This window comes from Microvirga sp. GN3 (assembly GCF_055792825.1).
Window position 1 is genome coordinate 16327 of record NZ_JBVVAK010000083.1, and the last position, 20546, is coordinate 36872.

Genomic DNA, 20546 nt, shown 5'->3' on the forward strand with positions numbered 1-20546 from the left:
TCCTGCTCAGGTTGCTCTCAAGCCTCCGGTCGGGTTAGGGAGAGTGAGGTTTTTAGCCTTGGAGCATCCTTCGCTCAGATGAACAGAGCATCGGTCCGACCCCGCATCTTTCTTTCCGTCGTGCAGGTGTTGCTCGGGCTGATCTTTCTGGCTTGGCTCCCGGCCATCGATCATGCGAATTCCGAAACCTCTTTCCTCAGTCAGCTTGAAGAAACCCTGCTGCTGACGGAGGGAGAGGAGACGGACCGAGAGACCTGTCCGGATGAATGGAGTGACGGGGAGGGCAGTCCTGACGCCCTCATTTCATCGGGCATCTCTTGCCGTTCGCTGTCGAGCGTCGCCGGGCAAGGTGCCCGCGACGGTCTTCGGAAGCCGGTCCACTCCAATCCCCTTGGATCTCTGCGCGCGACGGGGCCTCCAGGTCTCTGAACTCAGTCCAGCCTCGCCGGAAGAACGACTTGGGTCGCTTCCGGTCGATAGTATCGCGCGCCCGGTAAGCGGCGCCTCTTTTGTTTCTCGCGAACGGCTTTGAACCGCTGCGCTCGCCATTGCACACGGCCCGTGCCGGTCTGCATGCGAGCCGCGGTCACTGGCTGTCTCGAACGTCAATCAAGTTCCCCATCATGGAAGCTCTCCTCCCTCAAGCTCTCAAACTCCTCGGCATCATCTGGATCAACGTCATCCTGTCCGGAGACAATGCCGTCGTCATTGCACTCGCCTGCCGCGGTCTGCCGGAAGACAAACGCCGCATCGGCATGATCCTCGGCGCCGGCGTCGCGGTTGGTCTGCGGATCATCTTCACAGTTCTCGTCGCAGCACTTCTTGCGACGCCGTTCCTGGAAATCGTCGGCGGCCTTCTCCTGCTCTGGATCGCCGTGAAGCTTCTGAGCGGCGACGATGAAGAAGGCGGCGTGAAGGAAACCGACCGCCTCTGGCATGCGGTCTGGACCGTCGTGGTCGCCGATGCGGTCATGAGTCTCGACAATGTCCTGGCGATTGCCGCGGTGGCGCAGGATTCCACTGCTCTGCTCGCCATCGGCCTCGCCATTTCCATCCCGCTCATCGTGGCCGGCGCTGCCCTCATCATGGCGCTCCTGGACCGGTTGCCCCTTCTTGTCTGGGCCGGCGCGGCCCTTCTGGGGTGGGTCGCCGGCGAGATGCTGATCTCCGATCCCTGGTTGATCGGCCAACTCGGCCAGGACCTCGGCCACAAGGCGGAAATTCCCATGGCCATCGTCGGAGCCGCCCTGGTGCTTGCCATCGGCTACGTGTCGCGGCAGCGGGCCGCGACCGACGAGGCCTAGAGCATCGATCCCAAAAGTGGAGTCCACTTTTGGGATCGATCCGATGCTCAATCCCTTAAGTGGCGCATCGTCGGGCGCGGCCCTCTGGGTCCGCACGATGCGCTAGGGCCGTCCAGGGCAATCCCTCCCGAATACATGGGCCACGTCCCGCCTCCGGGAGGAAGATCGAAAGGAATCAATTGCGGCCGTCCGCCCGCCAGGACGGCTGCAGCCACCTCGCCGTCGGAGGTTGCCCTCAAGACCGTAATCGGGTAGGGAAGGTTTAAGGCCCACCGCCTCAAAGCACCCGTAGCTCAGCTGGATAGAGCGTTGCCCTCCGAAGGCAAAGGTCACACGTTCGAATCGTGTCGGGTGCGCCATTCTTTTCAATGGCTTAGCTGTCCCGCTTTCTTCTCCGCCCTGAGCGCAGGTAAGCAATAGGTAAGCAGGCGAAGCAGTTTCGCAGGTTGGAGCCTTTCCCGCCCAACCGGAAAAATGATGACATTCGCTATAGCTCAGGGATTAGACACAACCCTGCCAACGTGCGAATCGAGGGTTCAATTTCTTCGCTTGCCCCGAGATGGCCTGAAGCAGAATCAGGTAAGCCGCTAGAGAAGCCGAGCTTGAACCTCAGTGGCGCCATCCGATGATTGGGCAGTCAACCTGGATGGGATCAGAGGCATCCAGTGCGTTGGTTTCGGGAAAAAGTACCTTGCATCCTCTTGTACCCACGATTCCTGTTTCTCTCCAATCGGCGCATTCTTGCGCTTGCCCCAAAAGCCGCGCCCTTCTGCATAGATAATCCCGTCAAGTTCCCGTCTCAGTTCTAGAAACCGCCCATCTCTCGGGGCGGTTTCTATCGGCTCCCATACCGGGATCATCCCATGCTCCCGGGCTCTATCAAGGAGACGGGTAACCGAACCCGGGCCCCAGCTGATGCCACCCCTTGGTCTAGGCACCTGCATCGCTACCAGCTTTGTCGCAATCTTCCGGGCTGAGATATTGGTATTCGCACGAGCTATAGCCGCGATGATTGGAAGTGCCTCTGGATCAACGGGAGATTGCCTTTTTGCCGGGATGAGAAGAGCGGGGTCTGCTCTTCCTTCTGAGACGAACCGGGAAACGGCACGGCGCAACCGTGCCACGCCCCATGTTTGGTCGCTCGTCTCTGCTTTGATAGCTGCTACTACGGTCTCCCAGGTGTGGATGGGGCGCATTCGCTGGACGATTGGCAGCCAGACATGAGATGTCGCCTCAAGCTGTCTCATGTAGACCGCGCCTCTTGCCTCAGACACTTTACGAATTGCATCAGGATCTCGCGCGATCATCCCGGGGTTGCCGGGTTTGCGTCCTCTGGCTTTGGCCGCTTGAATTCCTTCTACTGTTCTTTCCCTAACGAGAGCCCGTTCAAATTCAGCAGCAGCACCCAGAACCTGCAAACTGAACTTCCCCGAAGGTGTTGCAGAGTCGATAGGGTCGCGGAGCGACCGGAAGAACGCCCCGCGATTGTGGATGCCATCAATGATGTCAAGCAGATTGGTCAGCGAGCGAGCTAATCGGTCAATGCGAAGAACGAGAAGCGTATCTCCATTGTTCAGACTAGCTATTGCTTCCGCTAGTACCGGCCGATTGTGGCTTCCACCCGATATCTGTTCTTCGAAGATCCGCTCGCATCCAGCAGCTCGCAGTTCTGCAATTTGTGGATCTAAAGACTGGTCGGCTGTCGAGATGCGGGCGTAGCCAATCAAAGCCATGAGCCTATCCGTGTGCGCGTCCAAGTTACGCTGGTCACATTCGCTCGCGAGTAGTGCTCAGATGGAGCTATGATTCACCTCTCACAGAGGTGGCGCGAATCGTATGTTGGTGCCAGCAGACAGAGCCGGTGTACTAGGCAAGACTGCGACCGATTGGTGAACCAATGGTTAGCGCAAGAAGAAACCTGCCCCGGGTAGAGCCGAACGGGGTTCTGTCTTTGATGGTGCTCGTCGGATGTTCACTAATGATGAGAGAGAGCATCAAGCGGAATTGCGTGCACCGCCTGGCCTGAGGTATCGACAATCTCAAGCCTCCATCCCTGCCACTCATTCGAGTTCGAGGGATCTTGGAGGCGAAGCTCCTCGACGGCTTCCATGGCGGAGACCACGGCGGCTTGGAGACTGGATGCCTCGGTGCCCTCTTCGTCCCGGATCATGACAGCGCCATTGGTGAGATTGAAGTAGTAGCGCGCAGACACCGAGAGGCCTGACGAGGATACGTCTGATGAACAGATCGATAGGTCAACTTCAACGAGGCCTTCAACAGGCGCCTGCTTACCATTGGTAAAAGTGGTCACGATTGAGACCCCTCACTGAATTGCCGGAGAGGAGGAGCTTTCAAGATCCACCCAGCCTGTGCAGGTTGGGATTTCAGGGACAAGGTACACACGGTTCCCATCGATCCTCTTAACCCGACAAGGATAGGCTCTTTTGTCTCCTGGAGGATGATATAAGACCAAGCTGCCGACTGAGATGACATCGCCTGAAATGGGCTCCGTATTGCCTTCTGCGTTTAGTCCGGGCTGCTCGCTCTGACTTAAATCGGGAGAGGTCCCCTGCTTGGCTGCCTGGACACGTTCAAGAGTAGCAATGGCGAGTCGGGCACGGTCGCGATAACGATCCATGACGAGTTTCAGAGGACCGTGCTCTTTCCCCGAATGCCAGGAGAGGCCGCTAGCTTTTGCAAGCGCGGCAGCAACAGCCTCAACTTCATCCTCAGTCATGTCCCCCCCGGCTGCACCTGGTCACTACGGTTAAGCGCTAGGGGTCCTTTCCTGTTCCGCGCCACAAAAGTAGCCGCCTGCGGCAAATAGTCCGCATTGTAGGACTATCTGCGCAAAACTGGAGATAGAGTTGGCTGTCGTGGCGCGTCCTCGATGCTGTAGCGGTTTGGAGCTGTAGGGGTGGTTCAAGCTGAGGTGTTAGGCGGGCCGCTGAGAGCGTCCGGACGCGGCCACACGAAATCATCCGGCAAGGAGATGCCGAGGCTGTCTTCCAGCTCATTCGTGAGCGTCTTGAGACGGTTCAGCGATTGCGTGATGTGGCCCAGGTGCTCCTTGATGATGGCAAGGCGGGTTTCACGCTCACGGCGGACATTCCAGCCACGAGGACGGCGAGGGGCAGGGGCGATTTGGGCACCATCAACGGCCACAAGACGAAGGTGAGAGGCGGACATGGATCGTCTCCTTAGGGATGTTGTTGATTAATGAGCGGCGAAAGCGCGCTGGGCTTTGGCGTTGCGCCAGACGTTCTTGAGAGCGAAGCCCACGAGCTGGGACCAGGGAGCCTTGGAGCCCTTGGCCTTCTGGAAGTGGGCCTGAGCGATAGCGGCTTTCATGATGGCTGAGCGATCGAACGTGGCGCCGGAGACGAAGGGGACGGAAGCAGCTTCCTTGGCGATCCGATCCAGGCGGGCGATTTCGAGGGAGCGGGCGGCAAGGAAACCAGCAACAGGCTTGGCGCGGTCATTGCGCATGTCACGCATCGCAGCGGTCCAGTCGATTTTCCGGTGGAGGGCCATGTTATTACCCGTTGACGTGTCGTTGATTGCACTTATCATGTAAGCACTGGCCCGATAGGGTGTCAACACTCAACAAGTAAGTTTTTGCACGTTAGGGGGTAAAATGATAACGGGAGAGCAGCTAAGAGCCGCCCGCGCCATGCTCAAGATGGAGCAGGGGGAGCTGGCCGAGCTGTCAGGCGTATCTATCGAGACAATCAAACGGTTGGAGCGACTGGATGGGCCACTCAATGCTCAGGCTATGACGCTGCATAGCCTCCAGAAGTGCCTTGAAGAAGAGGGTGTGATTTTCCTGCCTGAGAACGGCAATCTTCCTGGCTTGAAGCTCAGGCGCGACCCGCCACCTGCAATCCGTACCCGCAAGAAGAGAGGCGAGGCATAGAATGACCTACACGCTTTCTCGGCTTGCGCCTGGCAGCTATGACGTGCTGCTCAATGAAGTGATTATCGCCAGCTTGGTCCAGAGCGGTCGAACAGATGACGCTACATGGACAGCAGAGCTTTTGGTTGACCTGCCTCCAGCAGAAAGGCCTGCTCCCTTTATAGAGGCAGAACATATGTTCGGCAGCCTTGAGGAAGCTCGGCATTGGCTTGGAGGAGCAGAACTCCATGATATAGGCGGGCACATATAGAGATGGCAGAGGTCATTCAGTTCCCGCAGCGGGTAGAGACGCAGACGCTCCACTTTGATGAGAAGCATGCTTTCGGTGAAATTGGTGGGCTGATGCTCTCCCTCGTGCAGGAGCAGGGTAAGGATAATGCCCATTTAACGCTTGTGCTGCTTGGCGGACATGACGGATTCTTTCCGCTGGAGTCATTCGAGCCAACACCGGAAGGCTTGGAGCTTGGAAAAATAGCCGGTGAGATTGCTTTGCGGACGTTGGCCGTTGCCCATGACAATTGGGCGGATTAGCCTCTAAGCACAACGTGAACCTGCCAAATGTTGAATAGCGTTCGAGCCGAATTGCACCTACTTTGGTTCGGGGATTTGCTGTGGGGCATTTGGTATGAAGAAGCTTAGAGGATTAGCTTTTCTCTTATTGCTTCCTCCTGCGTGGTCGCCTGCTCTGGCCGCAAAGATTGAAGTCATCCCGAACAAAGACTTCACTCTTGTCACCATCGGCGGTGAACTTCAGCATGGCGATGACGACATTTTCAAACAAAAGGTGTTCCTCCTCAAAGAAGCTGCTGTCATGTTCAACAGCGAGGGCGGAAACTTGATGGCAGGGCTTGAGATAGGTCGCGCAATCCGTCTCAAGGGCTTCGACACTGTTGTCCCTGACAAAATGTTCTGTGCGTCAGCATGCGCTTTAGCTTGGCTAGGTGGAAAGACTAGATGGGCTGGGCCCGAAGCCCGTATTGCATTCCATGCAGCTTGGATGCTGAGAAATGGCAGGAAAGAAGAAACGGGACCCGGAAATGCCCTTGTGGGTGCCTATCTCAACTCACTCGGACTGGCTGACGATGCGGTCTTTTTCATTACCAAAGCCGCTCCGGATGACGCCGAATTGCTCACGTTTGAAAAGGCGGAAGCTCTTGGAATATCGGTGAAGAGGTTTGAGATTAAGTCAGACACCAAAGAAGCGGATATCAGACCAGAACTCGCGAAGCCATTAGCGCCTGCTGATCCAGATGCGGCATACTATGATCCGGGTATATCTACCCTCAACCCGCAGAGACCCGCTCCGCGCCCAGCACCAGAAACGAAAACCGTAGCTCTCCCACCTGCTCCGGCGCCATCAATGAACCCAAAATGGCGGCCCGACGATCCTGTCATGCAGCCTCAGGTTCTTAACCTTGCTAACTTGGAAGGCGCGGCGCAGGTCCAAAGACGTCTTCAGGAGCGTGGATACTTCCGAGGAATTGTTGATGGCATTTGGGGACAAAGGTCCCGGATTGCCCTTCGAGATTTCAAGATCCAAAACCGCCTTCCCCAAGATGATAGATGGGATCTTAGAACACAGCTCGCGGTGTTTGATGATCGATATCAGTTTGCCCCTGTGACCTATGTGCCGCCCGATCCTGAACAGGGCTCGGCAGGTCTCTACACGCCATTCCCACCCCCGCAAGGCGTTTCTCTGCACCCTCTTAATCCAAGCGACGCCTTGAAGATCCAGGAGCGCCTCTTCCAGCTCAACTACTACCGAAAGCAGGGAGATGGCATCTGGGGCATGGCCTCACGCTCAGCCCTGACAGACTTCAAGGTCGCACATGGACTTCCAGCAGACGATGTGTGGGACAGCAAAGTTGAAGAGAGCATCGGAGGAGATCAAGCCATTCCCGCAACAGCGACCCCTTTTGGGGAATGGGTCCAGCCCGGCACAGCCTGTAACGACCCGAACAACTTGAAACGACTCGTGGTGGCTTCCAAGAACATCCTTGCGGGCACTGGCATCTGTCACCTAGAGGGTGCCCTTCAGCGTACTTCTGATGGATGGCGTGGAACTGGAGCATGCACGCGCGGTGTAGAGGCTGCTACCGTGCGGGTTCACCTTCAACTCCTCAATGGCCGCTTGGTGGATCGTTCACTCGTCGGAAGTGTCCCGAACGAGAAGCCGGCAGTTTTTACCCGTTGCATGTGAGCCAGATCCTAAAGCCGCGAAAGAGGAGAGGGCGACCAACCTGTGACGACACCCATCACTTTTGCTTACTCGTGTCCGAAATGCGGGGCTGGGCAAGCCAGTCTACCGCCCAAGATCGAAGCTGCAGGCATTGTGCGGTGCGCCCAGTGTGGTCGAAAGCACGGGCGCCTTGACGAGGTGCAAAAGGAACTCGCCAGCAATGCCCGCGAGGAGAGCTCTCAGAAGATGCAGCAGATCTACCGAAACCGCCCCACAGGGAAGAACCGCTCATCCTGAGAGCGCTGAGCTGAAGCGTTTGATGGGATGGACAGAGCGAGACGAGAGCCGAAATGTCGATCTACTGGATGAAGACCGCGGACGTGTACCCGGACGGCGGCTATGATGACACGTCCTTCATGGCCTTCGATCCCGAGGTGCGCTTTCCTCGCTTTCACATGATCGAGGGCGACGAGACCATAGGGAACGTGCACCTTATCGAGGGCGGTCCTCAGACGGGACAGTGGCAATGGTCAATGACCATTTCGCTCCCTGGCCCACGCTATGGCAGGCCTACCAGCGTTGAGGCGACTAGGGGCGCGGCCGGCCAGCGTGTCGTGGAGGTTTATCAGCAATTCCAGATAACCGGGAAAGACTCTTGGGAGCTACAGCGCATTTATACATCAAGAAAACCGAGAGCCCGCGCCTGCGACAGTGCCGAGCTATCCTCCGCTGACAGCCACCAACTCTTTTCCGTCGGAGACCAGCGTGCCCCGATGCCCTTAGCTTCGTCCTTGCGGGCGTATGGGACCGAAAGGGGGATTCGTACCACTTCTGGCGCGGTTTCCGTGTGCGGCGTTTTGCGGCCTCCCTTGCCACGGCGTCGGTCGAGGGCCGCCAGTGCTACGTCGATTGCGGGATCGTCGAGCGGTCGCAACCTCACCTGCTCCGCCCATGGCGGCGCTTCAATTTTTCGCCAAGTCTTGTAGGTGCCGGGGACCGGAACCATCGCAAGGCCTTCCTTCAGACCACCCTCAAGCCCGTACACATCCATGAGGACCGACGGATTGCCGAAGTAAGGGGCAGGCTTCGTAAACACCCCAACGCGGATGATGCGTGCCAGGGTCCCGCCCCAGGTGGTCCGACGTATCCAGAACCCCGGCCCGCCGTTGGCAACGAACATTTCAAAGACATTCTGGCCATCGCTGCCCCTCCAATCATCTTCGTGCATGCCTTAAACCCTTCTTCGAAATCTGACGCGGCGGCGCTGCTAGCCTACTAACATTATCAGCCTATTCTGAAGCTGATCCGGCGTTGGAACCATGGAGGGACGTACTGGGAAAGGCCTCGCCCGCAACGGGACATCAAACAACCCGAAGCAACACTAATTAATGTAGCACAACGTCAGCATGAACCACCCGTCAGATATTAGGCATCTCTAATTCACTGGAGTGGGGAGGCATGCTGACCTTCATCTCGTCCACCCTAGAGAGCATGCAGCGCCATAAGCTGGCCCGTTGGCCTGGGCTTCACAGTCTGTCCGAAGTTTTGTCGGGTAACAATACGTCGCGTTCAGGGCACGACTACTTGCACAGTCTGCGTGTCGCCGTTGTTCCACTCATTGCGTTCCGTAACGCTCCTGGAAAGATCGATGGTGGCTGAGTAGGGGAGGGTGTAGCTCCCAGGTACGTAGGCACCTGTACTCGAAAGGGGGGGTGTAAGAATCATCGTGATTGTCCACTTGCCGCCCTTCGTTAACGGACCAAGGGTGCACGTCTCGAACGACTCCGTTGGGGCTGGCAGAGCGCAGGTCACCTGGATAGACGGCTGCGCTTGTAACGAAACGCGCCGGAACCCAGAACCAACAACTGAGCCGAACACCAAATCAACCTGCTGCACGTCGGCGCCGCCGGTGCTGATGGTCGCTCCCCCGGGACTTGGCCGGCCGGATGTGATACCGGGCGGAGGCCGTATGCTCGGATCGGCAGCGGGCTGGGTGGGAGGCGTCGCAGGCGGCTGGGTATTGGCAACAATCAGTTGGACTTCGTAGCCCTGACCCTGATTTACCGTCACGCTTCTCGGCGCGTCTATCTGAACGGTTAGATCGGGCAGGTTCGGCTGCGCCTGTGCAGAGCAGCCGAAAGTGGCAGTTGCAAGTGAGGTCAAAAGGAACGTGCAGTTCCTTCGTCTTGAAACTACCGAGGCCATGATGCAGCTTCCTGTTTGCTTGGCACCCCCACCTTCCCCTTGACTACGCCTCAAACTTGCAGCCGTTCCTTCAATTGATTGCATTTCTCGGCCAGCTTGTAGGCCAGAGCGGTGGCGCCTGCCAGCAATTCTGACGCCACACTGTATCATCGGTCTATGCTGCGAGTTGCGCCCCTTGATCCAGTGTCCCAGAACTGGATTCTGGCGGTTGGAGGGCGGCCGGAAAGGGTCATGGGTGTGAATTCGGCCGGGCGCGAGCAAACTTCAGGAAGGCAACCGAGAGCTGTCGCTTCCTACGGGGATGGGTATTCCAACAGACGAGCGGGCTTATCACAGTCAGGCGATGATTTATGTAGCACAATCTCAGCACTACCTGTCCACCAGGCCGGAGCAATACCCGCGATGACGCAGCGGTATTGCCTGTGAAAGGCTTTCACATGGTTTCATGTGATTTCATGTGAAAGGCAGCAACACCTCGCCACAGCTATCGATTTGAGGCAGCAGACAAATACGTCCAGCCAAGACGAGCGATTCACCCCTACAGTTCTGAAAGGAAAATCATGTCCGATGAAGAGGTCGAAGTCTTCGCTGATGCTTGTGCCCGCATTCCAAAATACATGAGTTATAACAGTGGCTTGGCTTCTTCATACGATGAATATGACGAGCTTCCGACCCACCTGAAATTGATGCCGCTTCCGGAGTTCTGGGATTACCTGACGCCGGGGAAGGTGTTCACGGGTACGGACGTTCTGTTCGATGTTGAGGGCTATGAGCGTTCAGAAGTCTTCATGAAGATCTATGTGCGGACCGCGCATGACTATCCAGACTTCTTCCCCCTCATCAAAATCGGCTTGGACGGCTCCCTTATTGAGGCCATCCGAGAGGACAACGCCCGTAAGAGGGCCAATTCCCTCTCGGCAGGGACAGACGCTGCGGAGGTCAAGGGTACTATGTATGGCAAGGGCGCCTTTCGATCGCTGATGTCCTACCTCGAGCGCGAGCTGCCCCGGCGGGGATTCAAGGGCATCTTCCTGGAGCAGGTTCATAACGAGCACCTTCAATCGGTTGCCCTTCGCTATGGCTTTGAGCGGCTGACTGAGCCGTCCCCGATTTGCTTCATCAAGCGGCTCCCTGCGTAGAACTGGCTGAATGCCTGACAAGCTGCGATCCCCAATCAAGCACCATCTTGTCCTGCACAGGCTCGACCCGGAGCGGGGCATCCGGCGCTTTTACTCGCTCATGATCGAGCGAGACCTTTTTGGGACAATCCGGCTGGTAAGGAATTGGGGGCGGATCGGCACGAATGGGCAGGAGTTGGTGGAGATCCATGCTGACGAGATCGAGGCCGGGGCGGCGCTCCAGGCGCTCGCCCAGGCCAAGCGGAAGAGGGGGTATCGGGATCTGTGAGGCTGCTCACCCTAGATTTCGGCCGCAGCAAAAAGAAAGCGCCCGCTCTGTGGGGGCGCTCTAAGGTCCGACCCGTAGGGGCAAATAAAAGGTCGGTAATTTCATGTATTTTCCAAATATGTGTCCTCATTAAGGCGGATCTAGATCTTTGACTCGTTATTACGCAATCTGCGATTATTTTCATAAAATCTATCAATCCTCCTTAAATTCAAAAATATCTTCTTAAGCTATGTCAGCCTTGGGTACGTGCGGGTCAGCAGGCCACGCACGTAGTCAGCGAACTAGGCGTGGAGAGCATAAATGCGCTTTGCAGGATTGCCCTTTCGAGGCGCAAGTAGAAGAAGGAAGCAACTGAGAAAATAAGCTTGCTGATGAAATCAGAGCGCGTAATTGCGGCACTATGCAGGCAAAAATGAAGCCTATTGAATGTCATCGACTAAGATGATGCTTGCCACATTCTGGCTAAATATTATCATAGATTAAGGTATAATGCAGTATTTTGTCTTATTTCCTTAAGTAAGTTTATATACTTATTGTAAATACCAGAGAGGTCAATTACACAAAGGTGTCCGTAGGGGCAATACGGATCGAAGGGCCGCGAACACAGTCAAAGGCTGGGCGCGGCCCTTTTTCGTGGCTGCATCCCCTAGAAGGTGCTCGCGCACATGTGAGGATTCAACGCCGCGCGATTTCGCATAACACCCGGTATGGAACGCGATGTGAAGTGTCCGTAAGGTCGTCGTGTAGGCTTATGGAACGCCACGCTGGCTATTCAATAATACGGGCCTTCGGCGCACCCCCGGCGGTCGCATGAATACTGATGAATGCTTTTGTCATGGCACCAGGCAAGGGAAAGGCCTCCCCGCCCGCCTTTGCCTGTCGGTGAGGAGGCCTCCTGCCCCCACAAAATGAAGGCGAGATGGACGCCTTCAACAAAGCAACTGAGAGAGGCGAAAGGAGTTTCAGCATAGCCATAGGAAAAAGCCCCTCACGGCTGGGGGCGTGAAGGGCTTGAGGCCTCAAGGGAGGGGGACCTTGAGCCGGGTTAATGCCGCCCACCGTGCTTCGTTCCCGCCTATTTAATCTAGTTGATAGCGTTGCTGGGCCATTGGCGTAGGCTAAGGAACTTCCCCCTTCGTGAGGAGCTCCCAAGAACCCTGCTCCCTCCCGGCCTCCGGCGAGGGAGCTTTTTTGTAGGGCGCGTGAGGAGAGATCGATGACAAGGGCAGAGAGCGAGACCGTAATTCGTCGGCTCGTCCAAGAATGGGCCGAGCTCAACGGAGTAACGCAAGGGCAACGCGAGGCGCCGAGCTTCTCGGCCTTTTACTCGTGGCTCCAGCAAGACTATTCGCCGTACTTAGAATTCCGGAGCGCCACATCAGTCCGAGCCGATGTTGAGCATTGGTTTGACGACGAACTAGGTCACGACTGGCTGAACAGCTCGGAATAATCCAAGGAAACTTGGCCCAATGTGCCGCCTATCAGCCTCTCGACACACGCTAGGCTGACCTGTCCACGCTTGAACCCCAACACCAGGGATAGCCGCATCTCCAGGCAAGGGAATGATAGCCGACATAGCATCGTCCTACATCAGGAGCGTTCCCCTACCTCAGCGGAAGGGAGTCGGGCCCAGACGGCCGAAAGAGGGGAAGCAGGGCGAGAGGCCAAGAGAAGGTTGAGGAGTACCCTGACGAGTTCCAAGCCGGAGCGGTCCTCGAAGACATTGCATGGACCATGAGACAATAGCGCTACGAGGATTTATAAGCGCGTCGGGATTCGCCCAATCTCAATTGCCAGCAAATCCGAATTAGCGTCAGTGTTTAGCCGAGAGTGGAATGATGCAGAGCCTCAAAGATCAATGGCAGAAAGAACGCGCGCTTTACCTCTCGCTCCTCGACCAAGAGAATGAACGAGCTGCCAAACGCCTCGAAGATATGAAGCGGGAGTTCGAGCGGCTTGATGAGGAATTCCCAGACGGCGAGCCTGGGATGAGCCAAGAAGAAGTCGATGCTGAGTACGCAGCGATTTTGAAGGCACAGGCGGAAGATCCCGACCCTGAGGACTGGCCGGATGATCACTGGGCCATTCTCGTTTCGTATTTATACCGCCCCGATATGGGGAACTACCCTCAACAGCCCATCACTGAGATTGTCGCTGCACTTGGAGGCAAGCTCTGGGGGAGAAGGCTTATCGAATATAACGATGAGCATCGGGACGGGATGGAAATCGCACTTGTGTTCAGCATGCCTCCGCGCCCCAAGGGTTTTATCCGTAATCTCGGGAAGCGCGCGAGAATGAGCTTGCCCCGCCAACTGTCCGAGTGGCTGCAAAAGAAAGCTAATAAAGCTCTCGATCTGGATTTGTATTTCGGACCGTTTGGGGAAGACGGCGAGTTGTTCTCTCAATACGAGCGAGTTGCATCATAGCACCCCATTAATGAACAGAGCAGGGCACTGCGGGAGCGCCGCCCTACTCTCCTATCCGCCTGGTTTGATCCGCCATCACCCCGACTTTGCCTCGGCTGTTTTTGAGGTGTGATGGGTGTGACAGGTGTGATGGCCTTATATTTCAATGACTTAGCGCATCACACGAGCTTTGTGACAGGTGTGACAGGTGTGATGGATGTTGCCGGGTGTTGCCTAGAGTTTCAGAGCGTGTAGGTCCTCAACTAGGATCGGTGGCGAGATTCGCAGGGGCAAGACAACCATGAAGAAGAGGCTACAGCTCACAGCTTTCGACATGCAGGACGGCAACCGGATAAGGGAAGTTGTCTTGGAGGCTCTTACTCAGACCATCGATGAACGTGACTGGGTAGCCGGACCGAAGCTGGAACGCGAGATGAAAAGGATGCGCTTGGATCTGCTTGGTTCACTAAAGCGGATGGGGGTCCGCAATGCGGAGGACGAGGCAGAGACTATCATGGCTGACGTGGCCATGGGTTTCGCCCAAGCGCTATTAAAGGTCGCAAGGGAGTCACGAGCGTAAAGCCTCGGAAAATTCAGATACAGCCGTGTTGCGTTGCAGTAGGTTGCAAAGCTCGTAGCGGCTTGGAAAATCAGGTTCGCAGTTAGTGAGAGGAAATGATGCGTGACCTGAAGGGGCTTGAGGCAGAAATCCGACGCATAGAAGGAATTAACGTTGTTTTGGATGGTGATGAGACCAAGCTGTACCGCCCATATCCACAGTCTCGGCCATCTCCGGGGAGCATGCGGGGGCGGGACTGGATCGAACAGTTTGAGCGCATGTACCCGGATATTGATCTGACGTTCCCAGCAGAGAACCTGACCCTTCAGGAATTGCGGGTCCGCCGACATGACTGGCCTTAGCGACACCATGAACTACGGTCGCATTTCCAGCCCTCCGCGAGTGCGGGCAGGAGGCCAAGCTGGCTCGGGCTGGCTGTTTTTGGTGTGTAATCCGTGTAACCGCTGTAACTGCAATAAAATCAGGCACTTAGCAGTTACACGGCTTTGTAACCCTTGTAACCGGCGCAATCACGCGGGATCACAGAAGATCACGCGTTAGGTCATGGCGTCCGATGACCCTACCTCCACTCTATAATTGCACCAATCGTCTTGGTGGCCCTCTAAAGATGCCTTGGAAAACTGAAGACGAACTATCGGCAAAGCCGAGGGCGTCTAGCAGGATCGGCAGCACCAAGACGAGGGGCCGAAATTGACCGAAAACAACAGGCCGCTCGGATCCGGAGGATCGTGGAGGCGATTGCGCAGAGAGCTCTCGAAGTGCTGCTCGATAACCGGCCAGCCTACATCAAGAACGAGATTGCAAAGGTTCGGGAAGCCTTCCGCCAGACCTATGAGGCTGATGAGAGGCTGACAGCCTCCGCCATGGAGCGTGGACTCGATGTATTCATGGGTCAAGGCGCGGGCAAAGTCTCTGGACCTCGGTGGCAACACGGCCAAGGACATTTGACAGGAAAGGCAGAGCAAGGATCTTGAACCGAGAAAGAGCCATCATGGAAGACTAGTACCCAGTCAGACTGGCACCGCGGGATGGAGCCCCTGTGATCCTCTGGATTGAGGACGAGGAGGCGCCGCCGACCTATCCGGTGATGGTCGGCGTCTGGGAAGGGGACGACATAACGGGCCTGAGCCACTGGCACGTCTTTGGGGCGCGATACGGCACCCACACCTACTTTGACCAGCACATCGTCGGCTGGCGACCGCTGCCGCGTGTCTATCGTGCCTGAAGAACGGGCAAGACAGCCCCTCACTCGGCGTGAGGGACGATCCCTCTCGTCCAGAGTTCGACCTTGGTCGTCCAAAGGTCGTCCTGGATCTCCCTCGGCTTCGTCTGCAGCCCATCCTGCCGGATCGTCAGTCGATCATACCGGGTCAACAACTCAGCCACCGTCATTGTGGTCAGGGCAGACGGCTGATCCCGGTCACACATGCCCTCCGCCAATGCCCGCAACCGCGCCAGTCTCGTGGGGCCCATGCCAGGAAGCGTCAGCCACTGGGTCTCGAGAGCCTGGACGATGTCCTGGACTGTGGGGAGACGCCCCTGGAGCTCAATCTGGATAGCCTGTTGAACCAGCTTGGGAAGGCGCTCAATCGGAAAAGGATCGCTCAACTGCATCGCACACCTGCTAGGTGCTCTACTCATTGATCGAACTCAGGACAAACATAACCAGGATGAGGCGATCATCTTCCAATCACCTCCTGGGGTATAGAACCCTTCAGGGATACCCTTCCAGGACTACGCTCGGCACGACAGAATGCCTGACGACCTGCGATCCCCGATAAAGCACCACCTGGTGCTGCACCGGATCGACCCGGGGCAGGGGATCCGGCGCTTCTACAGCCTCATGATCGAGCGGGATCTGTTTGGAACCGTGCGCCTTGTGCGCAATTGGGGCCGGATCGGCACCAACGGGCAGGAGATGGTCGAGATCCATGCCGACGCGACCGCGGCGCAGCTATCGAGAATTGTGAGAGGTAGTTCTTCTGAACCGTACTGAAGCGGCAGCGCATCCCGCATCATCGCTGATAATAGATGATTCCGGATCGCCGGTGTCAGCCGGAGGAGGGGCGAATGGCTGCAGAAGAGGCTGTGGCTCTAACAGTCCTGGCAGTGATGGCACTGATCCTCCTGGGCGGCCCTTGGGTGCTCCTATGGCTCTGCAACTCTGGACCAACCGAGGTACGATAGACATGCACCATGGGCTCGGCCTCAACGATGGAGAGATCCATGCAGATACCAACACTACAAGGAGCGTTGGGAAGGTCCCATCAGTGATTTCCGTATACGCCTTGTTGGTTGGAACCGCCAAGCAGGACCATCGCTTAGAGTGTTGAAGCTTTGAAGGATCATCCAAGCACCAGGGCCGCCGATGCCACTGAGCCAGAACCCCATCGTTGAATGGCCGGCAGAGTTCTATCGCCTGCTCGCGGGTATTCAGATCGTCACCGGTGCCGATGGCCATTGCTATGGCCGCATCGACGTCGACGTGGACCCGGAGACCCTGTTCCTGCTCAACGACTTCGAAGCTCGGGTGCGGCACCGCCAAGTGCGGCTCAGACTGGCCGACAGTGCTGAAGAATGCCTCATGGATGAGATGAACCCGCTGGTGGGCCTCGGGGCCGCGGCTGATCCAGCTCAGCACATCGGCAAAGTCCGCATCAGCTTTCACGATATCCAAGATGATAGCTGCTTCGATCCAGCGCCTCAGGTGTAACGCACATTTCGGATAAGGCTGTTTAGGGAATGAGCTTGCGCGGGCGACGCGGCGACGCGGCTACCAAGATCTCTCACCAGTTGCACCAAGCTTTCGTGATTACCGCTTTTCATCTGGGGCCTAGCGCGAAGGTTCAGAGCCTCCATGGCCGGATGCGGGCTATCATCTCTTCACGAACCGGTGATCGTTGTTCGGTAAGAGGACCTCGGGTTGGGCCGCAAAGCGTTCGAGTTGACGGCACGAGACTATTTCTTGCTTGGGACGCTGGCGCAGACTGCAAACGGCACGGATCATTTGCCCTATGGCTGCACCGACGCACAAGCCAAGAGGCTGGTGCAGGAAGGCTATCTGGAGCGCGCTGCCACCTGTGCTGCCAATGGCCGGGAGATGGTTCGCTACAGGATCACCGCAAAGGGCAGAGCCGCGTGGGCCGCCTATCGCTTCACCGACGATCCACCGCCTGACGCGGAGACCGAATAGCGCCGGTTCGTCTTCAAGAGACACGGTAAGCACAGGCCGAGCGAGGCGGCTTATGATGAAGGTCTGCAGCGGGTCTTGGTTGTGTAAACTGCAGCCGCTGTTGGACCGGTGATCTGCTCAGGGTTCTTGGACACGCCGACGGAATGGGAGTACCATTATTTCTCTTCCCTTGGTGACATACCAGCAGGGAGATCAACATGACGTCGAGACGCCTTATCCAGGTTTGTGCTGCGTCTTTTGTAGTCTCCGTGACCGTCACTCCTGCTTCCGCCCAGACGGTTGATTCAGAGGCCATCGTGAATGCGATGGTCGCCGCGTCCGGCACTCCCCCCAACGTTCGCGCCGGCGGAGCCAAGGGTATGTGCGTCAAAGGCTCATTCACGCCCTCATCCGAGGCTGCGAGCCTATCAAAGGCCCCTCATTTCGCAAATACCGTCCCGGTGACGGCCCGCTTCTCCATGTTTGGCGGCAACCCCAACATCTCGGACAAGACCAAACCCGTGACGCGGGGCTTTGCCGTGCGCTTCGGCGACCCTTCGGAGGACATGGTCTTCGTGTTCATCTCCGCTCCGATATTCGTAGCCCGAACGCCGCAACAGCAACTCGAGGGTCTCAGAGCGCGTCGTCCGGGCCCGGACGGAAAGCCTGATGCCGAGAAGATCCGGGCGTTCCAGGCCGCCAATCCGGAGACGGTTCGACAGGCAGCTTGGCTCAATGCCCGCCCGGTGCCGGCGAGCTTTGCCAGCGCGGATTACTGGGCCGTGCATGCCTTCACCCTGACGAACGCGCACGGCGAGGCGAAGTTGGCCAAGCTGAAGGCTGTCGCCACGGCCGGCCAGCTCGGACTAAGTGACGAGGAGCTCAAGGCGAAGCCGGACAACTTCTATGTGGACGAGCTGAAGGAACGCCTTGCCAAGGGGCCCGCCAGCTTCGATCTCGTCGCAATCCTGGGTGAAGCGACCGACCCGACCGATGACGTGACGACCACTTGGCCCGAGGAGAACCGCAAGCAGGTGAAGCTCGGTACAATCGCGATCACCGCCCTTGAGCCGAACGCCACCTGCGATGCGGCCACCTTCGATCCAGTCGTCAACCTGCCGGACGGCGTCGCTGGCCCGGCGAACGACCCCATGTTCGCGGTCCGGTCCTCGGTTTACGCCATTTCGCTGTCGCGCCGCAGTCAGAGCAAGTAGCCGCAAGCACCGTCGGCCACATCACTTCTAAGACATGGAAGGCACGACCACTGGCATCGTCAACTTAGCAATGAGAGATAAGTCGGGTTGGTGTGGACCGTCAGATCAGAAATCAGCGGCAACTCCAGTCACCTCAACCCAGGCCTGAAACGCCTGTGCGCGGGGCCGGCGATGATTGGCGGTATTGGTGTTTGCGGGCCGGCGAAAGAGGTGGGAAACCTGATCGCGAACTGAGAGGCAGCATTGCGCCTGGCGGCTGATTTGAAGCGCTTCATGGTACGCTCGCGTCGCCGGTTGAATTAAAAGCCCATGTGGCGGAAGTGTTCCGGCCACCAATGTCCGATAAACCCCTGTAGGGAACTCAATACTGTCGACAGCGACGGTAGTAGATCTCCTTTGCCTGCGCCAGTTTGAGACCCCAATCTTCGACAGTCACACCCAATGTGACTTCACCAACGATCTCAACCTCGTGTGAACCTAAGGTATGAAGCGATCCCTTGATCCGGTCGCCCTCAAAGACGCTGTAGTAGCCATCCTCGTGTAGCAGCGAGAAGCCGCGGTCGGTCTGGACCACAAACAGTCACATTGCGGCGCTGACAAGGCAATCTCACCCTCAATGCGCTCGGTGGCGAAGACCGAGAACGCACAGCACGGGACAACCAGCAGCAGGAGCAGGCACCGCATGGCGAGCCCTCCCTCAGGATCGGAGATAGTTTACTCCTACTTGGCCGCCTTGCGAATTTCCGCGACGACCGAGGATAGCTGCCAACCTGCCCGCCTTGTGCGCTGAAGCACGGCACCACCGGGATCCAGAGAAGAGTATTACAGTGGCTGGGCCTTCCTCTCGCGGTCTCTGGGTGCTCGACACAGCGCCTCCGCCGCTCAGGGTCGGGAGCGTCACATGGCTTCACGATTGGCCCTTGTATCCATTGCCCTTATCAGCCTGCTGCACCCAGCCCAAGCCCACGACATCTATTCGCATCTGACGAACGCAGACGGGGCTCGCTGTTGCGACGACAGGGATTGCCGTCCTGCCCTTTATCGGTTGATCGCAGGCGATCTGCACATGTTCCTGGACCAGCAATGGATCGAGGTACCGCATTCCACCGTCCAGTATCGTGCGCTGCTGGGCGACACCGGCGACACCGGTGGAGGGCATTGGTGCGGGATGGTTTACATCCAGACTTTCGCTGCGCTCTATCTCACCCGCTGCGCAATCCTGCCGCCTCAGGCCGCGTCTGCCCAGGTCGAGGGGCTTGATAGTCCAGGACAATAATCTGTCGCATAAGCCTCAGTATGGAACCGGTGCACGTCGCCTCGTCGCGAGGCTGAGCTCCTCTCTCAGGTGCGGCTCCACAAGAATAAAGAATTTCGCCGGTGTGACACAGTTCACAGTCTCCGTCGGCAAGGTGGTTCAGAGTCCAATCCTCGCCAACGGAGAAGGCTGATGATCAAGGTATACGGAATCGCACTTGCTGGGTTCTTGCTCGCTGGGCTCGGGCCTGCGTTCGCGGAGACTGGCCCTCGAGAGAGACAATGCATGGTGGGGGAGCAGCGTATCAACGGCGGGTGCCGGGCCTTGTCGGAGGGCGCTAGCACGCGATCAGGAGATCAAGGCAGAACCGGCAATCGAGGTGATGCCGGCCGATAATGGGCCATTCCCCAGCGCACGGGTTGGCAGCCGACCGGCAGTCGGCAATCTGGCGATTGAGGGTTGCAAGACCAGCGCGGCCCTTTTTTCATTGGAGCTTTCGCTCGGTAGCGCGCGCGCGAAAACCGGCCGCGCCATTTCGCATAATCGCTAGTATGGCATAATCGCTAGTATGGAACGCGTTTTGAAGTGTTCTGACAGTGTTCGCAGCGACTTATGGAACGCCGCGCCGGTTATGCAGTAAAAGTGGCTCCGAAGGTGCCGTCGGGGCCAGCGGGTATACTGAAAACAACTTGCCGCCGCGCTAGCCCAAATTCGCCGCATTCAAGCCCGAAGATCCCGCCTGTCGCCGGAAGTTCCGCCCGGCAACTTTCTCTCCCTCGGAGACCACGCTCCCTCCCAGATCCCCCACTGGCGAGGGAGCGTTTTCGTGAGAAAGGAGAGGCCGGAAATGGCACGATCTCCGGCCTCTCCCAGCCTGGTCCCGATCACCAGTCGGAGCCACCGCATCTC

23 protein-coding genes, 1 tRNA gene and 1 pseudogene are annotated in these 20546 nt (G+C 57.5%); 17 read left to right on the forward strand and 8 right to left on the reverse strand.

What is annotated here, in order from left to right; genetic code table 11:
• Positions 1 to 78: 78 nt before the first annotated feature.
• From ACS5Q1_RS30010 to ACS5Q1_RS30020, 3 genes are all read left to right on the forward strand, one after another.
• Complete coding sequence (locus ACS5Q1_RS30010; protein ID WP_473101634.1) at positions 79 to 429, forward strand: hypothetical protein; 351 nt, start codon at positions 79 to 81, stop codon at positions 427 to 429.
• Positions 430 to 623: 194 nt separating this feature from the next.
• Positions 624 to 1304, forward strand: a complete 681-nt coding sequence (locus ACS5Q1_RS30015; protein ID WP_473101635.1) for a TerC family protein — start codon at positions 624 to 626, stop codon at positions 1302 to 1304.
• Positions 1305 to 1586: 282 nt separating this feature from the next.
• Positions 1587 to 1663, forward strand: a tRNA-Arg gene (locus tag ACS5Q1_RS30020).
• A gap of 228 nt (positions 1664 to 1891) precedes the next feature.
• On the opposite strand, the gene ACS5Q1_RS30025 is transcribed toward ACS5Q1_RS30020, so the two are convergent.
• From ACS5Q1_RS30025 to ACS5Q1_RS30040, 4 genes are all read right to left on the reverse strand, one after another.
• Entirely contained in the window at positions 1892 to 3037 is a 1146-nt protein-coding gene (locus ACS5Q1_RS30025; RefSeq protein WP_473101636.1) for a recombinase family protein, read from the reverse strand.
• A gap of 242 nt (positions 3038 to 3279) precedes the next feature.
• A complete protein-coding gene (locus ACS5Q1_RS30030) occupies positions 3280 to 3615 on the reverse strand; it encodes a DUF6894 family protein (protein WP_473101637.1) in 336 nt (111 codons plus the stop codon).
• A gap of 611 nt (positions 3616 to 4226) precedes the next feature.
• Positions 4227 to 4493, reverse strand: a complete 267-nt coding sequence (locus ACS5Q1_RS30035; protein WP_473101638.1) for a hypothetical protein — start codon at positions 4491 to 4493, stop codon at positions 4227 to 4229.
• A gap of 27 nt (positions 4494 to 4520) precedes the next feature.
• Positions 4521 to 4838 (reverse strand): hypothetical protein, encoded by a 318-nt coding sequence (locus ACS5Q1_RS30040; protein WP_473101639.1) that lies wholly within the window; start codon positions 4836 to 4838, stop codon positions 4521 to 4523.
• A 139-nt stretch (positions 4839 to 4977) separates the two neighbouring features.
• Here ACS5Q1_RS30040 and ACS5Q1_RS30045 point away from each other — a divergent pair, with 139 nt between their 5' ends.
• The 4 genes from ACS5Q1_RS30045 to ACS5Q1_RS30060 all read left to right on the forward strand — a co-directional run bounded on the left by ACS5Q1_RS30045 (position 4978) and on the right by ACS5Q1_RS30060 (position 7420).
• Entirely contained in the window at positions 4978 to 5220 is a 243-nt protein-coding gene (locus ACS5Q1_RS30045; protein WP_473101640.1) for a helix-turn-helix domain-containing protein, read from the forward strand.
• A 1-nt stretch (position 5221) separates the two neighbouring features.
• Entirely contained in the window at positions 5222 to 5470 is a 249-nt protein-coding gene (locus ACS5Q1_RS30050) for a hypothetical protein (RefSeq protein ID WP_473101641.1), read from the forward strand.
• A 2-nt stretch (positions 5471 to 5472) separates the two neighbouring features.
• Complete coding sequence (locus ACS5Q1_RS30055; RefSeq protein ID WP_473101642.1) at positions 5473 to 5751, forward strand: hypothetical protein; 279 nt, start codon at positions 5473 to 5475, stop codon at positions 5749 to 5751.
• 94 nt (positions 5752 to 5845) lie between these two features.
• Positions 5846 to 7420: a peptidoglycan-binding protein gene (locus ACS5Q1_RS30060; protein WP_473101643.1), complete on the forward strand. Its 1575-nt coding sequence runs from the start codon at positions 5846 to 5848 to the stop codon at positions 7418 to 7420.
• 652 nt (positions 7421 to 8072) lie between these two features.
• Here ACS5Q1_RS30060 and ACS5Q1_RS30065 read toward each other — a convergent pair.
• Entirely contained in the window at positions 8073 to 8627 is a 555-nt protein-coding gene (locus tag ACS5Q1_RS30065; RefSeq protein WP_473101644.1) for a DUF5710 domain-containing protein, read from the reverse strand.
• Positions 8628 to 10164: 1537 nt separating this feature from the next.
• Here ACS5Q1_RS30065 and ACS5Q1_RS30070 point away from each other — a divergent pair.
• The 5 genes from ACS5Q1_RS30070 to ACS5Q1_RS30090 all read left to right on the forward strand — a co-directional run bounded on the left by ACS5Q1_RS30070 (position 10165) and on the right by ACS5Q1_RS30090 (position 15221).
• Complete coding sequence (locus ACS5Q1_RS30070; RefSeq protein WP_473101645.1) at positions 10165 to 10743, forward strand: hypothetical protein; 579 nt, start codon at positions 10165 to 10167, stop codon at positions 10741 to 10743.
• Positions 10744 to 10753: 10 nt separating this feature from the next.
• Positions 10754 to 11011, forward strand: a complete 258-nt coding sequence (locus ACS5Q1_RS30075; RefSeq protein WP_473101646.1) for a WGR domain-containing protein — start codon at positions 10754 to 10756, stop codon at positions 11009 to 11011.
• Between the two features lie 1835 nt (positions 11012 to 12846).
• A complete protein-coding gene (locus tag ACS5Q1_RS30080) occupies positions 12847 to 13437 on the forward strand; it encodes a hypothetical protein (RefSeq protein WP_473101647.1) in 591 nt (196 codons plus the stop codon).
• Positions 13438 to 13717: 280 nt separating this feature from the next.
• Positions 13718 to 13996: a hypothetical protein gene (locus tag ACS5Q1_RS30085; protein WP_473101648.1), complete on the forward strand. Its 279-nt coding sequence runs from the start codon at positions 13718 to 13720 to the stop codon at positions 13994 to 13996.
• A 1039-nt stretch (positions 13997 to 15035) separates the two neighbouring features.
• Positions 15036 to 15221, forward strand: a complete 186-nt coding sequence (locus tag ACS5Q1_RS30090) for a hypothetical protein (protein WP_473101649.1) — start codon at positions 15036 to 15038, stop codon at positions 15219 to 15221.
• A 20-nt stretch (positions 15222 to 15241) separates the two neighbouring features.
• Here ACS5Q1_RS30090 and ACS5Q1_RS30095 read toward each other — a convergent pair whose 3' ends face one another.
• On the reverse strand, positions 15242 to 15610 hold the full coding sequence (locus ACS5Q1_RS30095) for a hypothetical protein (protein ID WP_473101650.1): 369 nt from the start codon (positions 15608 to 15610) through the stop codon (positions 15242 to 15244).
• A 139-nt stretch (positions 15611 to 15749) separates the two neighbouring features.
• Here ACS5Q1_RS30095 and ACS5Q1_RS30100 point away from each other — a divergent pair, with 139 nt between their 5' ends.
• The 4 genes from ACS5Q1_RS30100 to ACS5Q1_RS30115 all read left to right on the forward strand — a co-directional run bounded on the left by ACS5Q1_RS30100 (position 15750) and on the right by ACS5Q1_RS30115 (position 18382).
• A complete protein-coding gene (locus tag ACS5Q1_RS30100; protein WP_473101651.1) occupies positions 15750 to 15992 on the forward strand; it encodes a WGR domain-containing protein in 243 nt (80 codons plus the stop codon).
• 372 nt (positions 15993 to 16364) lie between these two features.
• On the forward strand, positions 16365 to 16709 hold the full coding sequence (locus ACS5Q1_RS30105) for a hypothetical protein (RefSeq protein ID WP_473101652.1): 345 nt from the start codon (positions 16365 to 16367) through the stop codon (positions 16707 to 16709).
• 210 nt (positions 16710 to 16919) lie between these two features.
• Positions 16920 to 17189 carry a hypothetical protein gene (locus tag ACS5Q1_RS30110; protein WP_473101653.1) on the forward strand — a complete coding sequence of 90 codons (270 nt, stop codon included), beginning with the start codon at positions 16920 to 16922 and terminating at the stop codon, positions 17187 to 17189.
• A gap of 197 nt (positions 17190 to 17386) precedes the next feature.
• Entirely contained in the window at positions 17387 to 18382 is a 996-nt protein-coding gene (locus ACS5Q1_RS30115) for a catalase family peroxidase (protein WP_473101654.1), read from the forward strand.
• 105 nt (positions 18383 to 18487) lie between these two features.
• Here ACS5Q1_RS30115 and ACS5Q1_RS30120 read toward each other — a convergent pair.
• Positions 18488 to 18675: pseudogene (locus tag ACS5Q1_RS30120) on the reverse strand (IS6 family transposase); the annotation flags it as partial.
• Positions 18676 to 18743: 68 nt separating this feature from the next.
• Positions 18744 to 18956 carry a hypothetical protein gene (locus tag ACS5Q1_RS30125; protein WP_473101655.1) on the reverse strand — a complete coding sequence of 71 codons (213 nt, stop codon included), beginning with the start codon at positions 18954 to 18956 and terminating at the stop codon, positions 18744 to 18746.
• Positions 18957 to 19283: 327 nt separating this feature from the next.
• On the opposite strand from ACS5Q1_RS30125, the gene ACS5Q1_RS30130 reads away from it, so the two are divergent.
• The gene (locus ACS5Q1_RS30130; protein WP_473101656.1) at positions 19284 to 19658 is read left to right on the forward strand and encodes a hypothetical protein; all 375 of its coding nucleotides are present in this window, start codon (positions 19284 to 19286) and stop codon (positions 19656 to 19658) included.
• The last annotated feature ends 888 nt before the right edge of the window (positions 19659 to 20546 follow it).